This window comes from Legionellales bacterium (assembly GCA_026125385.1).
In the GTDB taxonomy this organism is placed as follows: Bacteria; Pseudomonadota; Gammaproteobacteria; order JAHCLG01; family JAHCLG01; genus JAHCLG01.
In genome coordinates, this window is sequence record JAHCLG010000054.1 from 1 (window position 1) to 6249 (window position 6249).

9 protein-coding genes and 1 pseudogene are annotated in these 6249 nt (G+C 35.8%); 6 read left to right on the forward strand and 4 right to left on the reverse strand.

From position 1 onward, the window contains the following. Window positions 1-141: 141 nt before the first annotated feature. Window positions 142-480 carry a helix-turn-helix transcriptional regulator gene (locus KIT27_12095; protein ID MCW5590388.1) on the reverse strand — a complete coding sequence of 113 codons (339 nt, stop codon included), beginning with the start codon at window positions 478-480 and terminating at the stop codon, window positions 142-144. Then, the gene (locus KIT27_12100) at window positions 461-715 is read right to left on the reverse strand and encodes a type II toxin-antitoxin system RelE/ParE family toxin (GenBank protein ID MCW5590389.1); all 255 of its coding nucleotides are present in this window, start codon (window positions 713-715) and stop codon (window positions 461-463) included. The genes KIT27_12095 and KIT27_12100 overlap by 20 nt, the downstream gene beginning before the upstream one ends. Window positions 716-845: 130 nt before the next feature. On the opposite strand from KIT27_12100, the gene KIT27_12105 reads away from it, so the two are divergent. The 4 genes from KIT27_12105 to KIT27_12120 all read left to right on the forward strand — a co-directional run bounded on the left by KIT27_12105 (window position 846) and on the right by KIT27_12120 (window position 3791). Continuing rightward, on the forward strand, window positions 846-1217 hold the full coding sequence (locus tag KIT27_12105; protein ID MCW5590390.1) for a hypothetical protein: 372 nt from the start codon (window positions 846-848) through the stop codon (window positions 1215-1217). 402 nt (window positions 1218-1619) lie between these two features. Then, window positions 1620-1808, forward strand: coding sequence for a hypothetical protein (locus KIT27_12110; protein MCW5590391.1), 189 nt, complete (start codon window positions 1620-1622; stop codon window positions 1806-1808). 355 nt (window positions 1809-2163) lie between these two features. Next, a complete protein-coding gene (locus tag KIT27_12115; protein MCW5590392.1) occupies window positions 2164-2970 on the forward strand; it encodes a type IV toxin-antitoxin system AbiEi family antitoxin in 807 nt (268 codons plus the stop codon). Further along, a complete protein-coding gene (locus KIT27_12120) occupies window positions 2967-3791 on the forward strand; it encodes a nucleotidyl transferase AbiEii/AbiGii toxin family protein (protein MCW5590393.1) in 825 nt (274 codons plus the stop codon). The genes KIT27_12115 and KIT27_12120 overlap by 4 nt, the downstream gene beginning before the upstream one ends. A 236-nt stretch (window positions 3792-4027) precedes the next feature. On the opposite strand, the gene KIT27_12125 is transcribed toward KIT27_12120, so the two are convergent. Beyond that, window positions 4028-4165: a hypothetical protein gene (locus tag KIT27_12125; GenBank protein ID MCW5590394.1), complete on the reverse strand. Its 138-nt coding sequence runs from the start codon at window positions 4163-4165 to the stop codon at window positions 4028-4030. Window positions 4166-4174: 9 nt separating this feature from the next. After that, window positions 4175-4330: pseudogene (locus KIT27_12130) on the reverse strand (Tn3 family transposase). A gap of 714 nt (window positions 4331-5044) precedes the next feature. Between KIT27_12130 and KIT27_12135 the strand changes: the two are divergent. Both KIT27_12135 and KIT27_12140 read left to right on the forward strand, forming a co-directional pair. Continuing rightward, the gene (locus KIT27_12135; GenBank protein ID MCW5590395.1) at window positions 5045-5278 is read left to right on the forward strand and encodes a Tn3 family transposase; all 234 of its coding nucleotides are present in this window, start codon (window positions 5045-5047) and stop codon (window positions 5276-5278) included. A 222-nt stretch (window positions 5279-5500) separates the two neighbouring features. Then, on the forward strand, window positions 5501-6016 hold the full coding sequence (locus KIT27_12140; GenBank protein MCW5590396.1) for a hypothetical protein: 516 nt from the start codon (window positions 5501-5503) through the stop codon (window positions 6014-6016). Window positions 6017-6249: the final 233 nt, after the last annotated feature.

Sequence of the window (6249 nt, forward strand, 5' to 3'; positions counted from 1 at the left end):
ATGCGTTTGGGCGTTATGAACGAGGTGAAGTTGCATATTGAATCCGCCATTTAACTTTTCACTCTACAACCAGTAACTCACCTTATCGGAGGTAATCTTTGCACTTATGATTTGAATCTGCGGTGCGACGAAAATTTATACTTAATCAATCAATTGCTCAACGCTGATATTTAATGCTTTGGCTAATTTTTTTAGGGTTTGCTCTTTAGGTTGGCTATCAGCTTTTTCGATTTGAGCAAGCGCCGGTTGGCTAACCCCTATTTTTTTTGCTAAAGCCGTTTGCGTGATTTTTTTATAGCGACGCCATGCTGCAATTAATGAAATACCGTGTTTTAATTGTAACCCTACCACTTCATGTGGAATATAATGTTCGGGCTGCTGTTGCTCGGTAATTTCTAACCAATCTTGATAGGGTACAACCACAAACGCAGGGCGATCACCTTGTTTGATAATTTGAATATTAGTAAGTGCTTTCATCACGTTTTTTCACCTCCTCAATTTGGATAACTTGGATATCGCCGTCATAGTTGAATAACACACGATAGTGACCCACTCGTAAACGATAGCCATGAGGGTGATTGACTAATTTTTTGACTTGCTGGCAATGTGGAAAGTTAACTAGCTCACCCACTTTATCATAGATCACACTAGCCTCTTTCTTGGCTATTTTAAGCAATTGCTTTCTCGCTTTGCGTGACCAAATTATCGTGTTCATAGCTTATAGTATAAGTTAAAATATAAGCTTGTCAATTATTATTGATGTTTATACTGCGCATTCTGGGATCGCTAACTCTACAACCTTAAATCTCGTGCTATATTTTAAAGAGCTTACTAGAGGATTATGCATGAGATTTATCTATATTTTCTTTCTTTTTCTAACGCCTATTGTTAGCTACGGAATAACAACATTTGATTGTTCATTTGTTAAATCTTCTTCGGAAGATGGTATTCAATACCAAAATAAGCCGCTTAAATTTAAATTTATAGTGAGTAAAGAGAAAAGTTTTATGGTTGGTAGCAATGGAAGTACTGAAATAAATACCGTTTTAAATTCAGTCGACAAGGCTATAACGTTCATAGAAGTAACACCTATTAATAATGTTCATAACACAACTATTCTTTTGAAAACAGGTAAAGCAATTCATAGCCGTCACACTGTTTTAAGTAGTGATGAAATACTTCCTTCACAGTTTTATGGAAAATGTCAAATTTTTTAATTTTTTTGATACATTTTCTGCTATCAAGTTATCAATCCTTTGAATTCCATGTAACATTTGATCTGTCGTAAGAAAATAATTCAGCTTATTCATCTCTTGAATTTTTATTACTTAGTTTCAATACCATATCTTAATAAGCGCAATTTATTTAATTTGCTTTCCAGTTAAATTTCAGCCAATGCGTCTTTAATATTTTTCACTACAATGAAAAATGACCACAAAAAAACGAACACAGGCACAAGAAGAGGGATCTATTTAAAAAGGCAAAGCTTCAATTGTAGTCTTAATAATTAGAGGATAATCAAAGATTCCTGCTGAAGTAACTAATCTAAGTTAACCAAATGGCACTTGGTCGCAGACTCGGGAGTCCTGGGCCAGCCAGAATGGCAAAGTGTGCTAACGATGGAAGACTATCGTGCGTTAAATATTTTATTTCATTCACACCTTAATCCCTATGGCTTATTTCCACTGGATTTGACAAAACAATTGCCACTTGTAAGTGTGACGCTTAACAATAAAAATTTTACGGATAGAGTTATGGATTTCAGCCATTTGACTGAGATTAGTAAAGAGCTGGAAGTAGTTGTTTAGATCTCATGGTGGCCCCTGGTCGCACGTTCCGTACCTTAGGGCCTAACGAAAGCCAGGGAACGATTAAACAGAAAATTTTTCGCAGCACGTTTCAATTTGCCTTTTTTCTGCAATGTGCAGTTGCTCTTGACATTAAAACCCTAAAATTTGATGAGTTAATTGAGAAAATCAGCAGCAAATAGGCGTCAGATTCCACTGAGAAATACAATTTCGGACACACTGCGTACAAAATATAAATATTTTTTGGTTGATTAAATAGCAATGTTATTAACTGCTTGTGTAAGCCCATGATGTAACTTGATATGCGCTTGCCTTTTCATTTCCAAAAAGGCTCATTTTTTGATACCATTTGATAATGAAAGAGGATATAACCACTTTATCGTCTTATTTAGACCATCTCAGAATGGATGGGCGGTATTGGCTATCTCGAAAAGAAGCTATCGCAACATTACAAATCAGTGATAAAGCATTTAAGTTGGCAGCCTATCGCTTATCTAAGAAGGGCGCTTTAAAGCGCGTAAGAGGTGATTTCTTTATTATTGTGCCGCCAGAACATCGTATCATTGGCGCATTGCCTGCGGCTTGGTTTATTGACGCCTTAATGGAACACCTTGAGCAACAGTATTATGTTGGTTTATTAACAGCCGCTGCATTGCATGGCGCAGCCCATCAGCAACCCATGGTTTTCCAAGTCATTACTAATAAACCCACTCGAAATATCACCATGGGACAAGTCAGGATTGAATTTAACTATAAAAACACTATCAACTCTGATTTTTACCAATTAAAAAAAACAATGTCGGGAACCATACAGGTTTCAACACCAGAAATGACCGCATTTGATCTAGTGCGTTATATGAATGTAGCAGGGCAAGTTAATCATGTTGCTACTGTATTATGTGAACTCGCAGAGCAATTGCATGGTGAAAAACTGGGATTATTATTGAAAAATGATGAAGTAGAAATTACGACCGCTCAGCGTTTAGGTTATTTACTAGATGCACTACAGTTGCCGATTGATTTGTTGCCGTTAGAGAGGCAGTTAAAAGAGCGAAAAACATCACGCCGACTATTGGTTGTATCTAGCGATCAACCCATTATTGAGTATAACCAACGATGGCATATTGCAGTCAATGAACAAGTGGAGCCAGATGAATTATGATCCCACAAGCTGAAATTATCTCGTGGCGTAATGTCGCACCTTGGGGTGGATTCGATCAAGTCGAACACGACCTTGTACTATCGCGTGCATTATGTGAGTTGTACCAAAATCCTTTAGTGAGTGAAGGCTTGATATTTCGTGGTGGTACTGCTTTACATAAATTATTTTTTGAACAGGCAGGGCGTTTCAGTGAAGACTTAGATTTTGTACAAGCAAAGGCAGGACCAATTGGCAAAACAGTTGATGCGATTAGGGAATGCCTCGATTCTTGGCTCGGCAAGCCCAGTTGGAAACAAAACCAAGGTCGTTTTACCTTAAACTACCGATTTCAGACAGAAATTGAACCTATTATCAACCGTAAAGTAAAAATCGAAATTAATACTCGTGAACACCATAACTTAGAACCACATTTAAACAAAACTTTTTCTGTAAACAATAGATGGTTTCAAGGACAAGTAAATATTTTAACTTATTCCATAGAAGAATTATTAGCAACTAAGCTACGTGCTTTGTATCAACGAAAAAAGGGAAGAGATTTATATGATTTTTGGTACGCGACTCGCCAAGTTCCTGTTTTAGATATTCAAAAAATTATTGATATTTTTCATCACTATATGAAAGATGAAAATATACAGGTATCACGTGCTGAGTTTGAAAAGAATTTATTTCTAAAACAAAACAATCCTGTCTTTAATAATGATATCAAGCCATTACTATCATCTGAACAAGTAAAGCAATATCAGATTGAAGAAGCCTACAAACTTATATTTCGGGATTTTTTATCCAAGCTAAGCGGAGAACCCTGGAAAGGCATTGAATGATGAAAGACTAGTTTAGCCATGGAAGAGATTCACTTTGCCACAAGTATGGTTGCTGATATGACAATAATTCACAATTCATATATCAAACATATAATTTTTGAGGATATATGACAAATGCATAACACCGGAAATGAACGCAGAAGTAATCCGGAAATACGGAAGTGAAACCGGAAGAATGCGGAAATCACATATAGGGTCAACTGACATATTCGGAGAAAAGTTTCATTCGTTTTAGCCTACGCCAGCTTCAATGATAATATTTTCTCCATATCAAAGGGACTATCATTAGCCGCGTGACGTCGAAAATCAAACTCTCCATGCAAATTCACATGTCCCCAAGTCATGACTGAACCATTTTTTATTAGGCTAACCATTTCTAAGCGTTACTCATCGCTATGGCAGTTTGTCAGCAATTGCGATAGATATAAATAATTCCACAGAACAATATTATTTTGGACCAGCACCTTACATGCGACTGCAATATTTTGCTCATCTGGTGATGCCTGTTTAAACTCACTATTATTAGCGTAGAATACTCCGTCGTTTAATTACTTGCCTGGTAGTTTGTTTTTTTAGCAATAATCCTAGTGGCAAATTTATGATGATGAATAATTTTTTCGATCAATTCTTCATGCTGCGTCAAAATGCTAGAAAAAATTCCATGATCGTATTTCTGTTCAATAAACTCTAATCAAACCAGAAAATTTCTTTGGATAGTATTCAAAGAAAATTAATTTAGCTGGTTTTACTAGGCACCAAAGTACGGAACGTGCGACCAGGGGTCACTTCTTTCAGCTCTATCGGTTGGGACAAGGTAGTGCTCTAGGGTGAATTGTGATTGACCTGGAGCTAATCAAATAATCCTTTTATTGTATTTTACATGAATCGGCCTAATACACTTAATTGTGTCATCCTGCAAGTTGGAAACATTGCACAGGTTGCAGGATAACACAGGACAATGGTTGAAGTGACGTTTTTTCGGGGCTACCTTTAGACGCCTCAGAACCATTATCGCAAAATGAGTCATCGTTTCTTTTGGCGTAACGTTCACTTTTGAAATTAGTTAATAAGTGAATATTAGCACAAATCGATTGTGTTGTTCTTTGATGAATTCCCTTGGATGGCGACACAGAACTCCAAGTTGTTGCGGGGACTAGATTATTATTGAATTCAATATTGGTCAAATGACAATTGAATAAAGTTGATTATTTGCGGTAGTCGCGAGAATGTAAAACATATTATTGCTTCGCTGCTTGTTGGAGAAACTAGCAAAAGTTAACTGTGCTATTTTTCGTGGTTCAAATGAAAAAGAAATAACCGTATGGAATGAGGGGGCTAGACTGTTATCAAATGCTATTATCTATTACAATGCTTTTATATTGACACGGTTATTTCAGCAAAACGAGTCACAAGGTAATATAGAACTTGGCAAACTTATAAAAAGGTTGCCGCCAGTGTCATGGACAGATGTTAATTTTTATGGCTAGTATGAATTTTTATCGGCTGAGGAGTTCATTGATAGTGACAAAATGCTGGGAAAAGTATCAACAAAAAGTTTGCTGAAAAAAACTCCGAGAAAAATACTCGCCTCTGCGTAATACTGGATCAATGATCTTCAGGAGATTTTCTCAAATTACCCCATATTGAAGTAAATGAAAATATTGAACCTGATGATTTGTAGTAAAACAATTACTTTACAAGGTAAGAAAGTGTATACAAACGATGATTTGGAAGAATTAAAAATTGATGTTAGCAGAGCAGCGAATGCTGTTTTCCGTGATATGGATTATCCAGTGTTACGTATCTTGTTGGATTTACCTAAAATCATGAAACAAGCATATGATGAAAATAATGGTGAAGAATTAATTTATCTTAATAATAAAGGGCTATGGGATATTGGCCAGTATATAAAACATAAAATTTCAGCTTATTCTGCAATACCCTGTGACTTTTTTGAAAAAATTGAAAAAAACATAATTAAACATCTTAAGCTAAAAAAACAGCTATATTTTTCTCCTGATAATTTAAAGCGATGTCTTAAGCTTGTGGAATTAGTCGACGAAAAATGGTTTGACAGTGCAGCAAGAAAACTAACATGGAGTTATTTTGTTGAGCTATTGGATGAATTTGACAATGCAGAGGATATTCAATGCTTTGCTAACAAAGCAATTGAAAATAACTGGTCAATCCATGATCTTGGTTTACAGCTAGATCGTTTGTTTTAATAATCTTCGAGCTAATGGATTGATAACGAAATGTTAACGGCATGGCATGAATAACGAATAGCGAGCTAATTAATGAAAATAGAACAAGCAAAAAGCGATTTATTCAAAAATCATCTAACGATGTTGATAGACCCTTTATGACTGGGAGCCTTTGAAGTCGAAATATTCGACTTCAGTAATAAGGAGAAAAAACCAAACTTCCCAAAGCTTTGACAGAAAAAGAACTATAATGC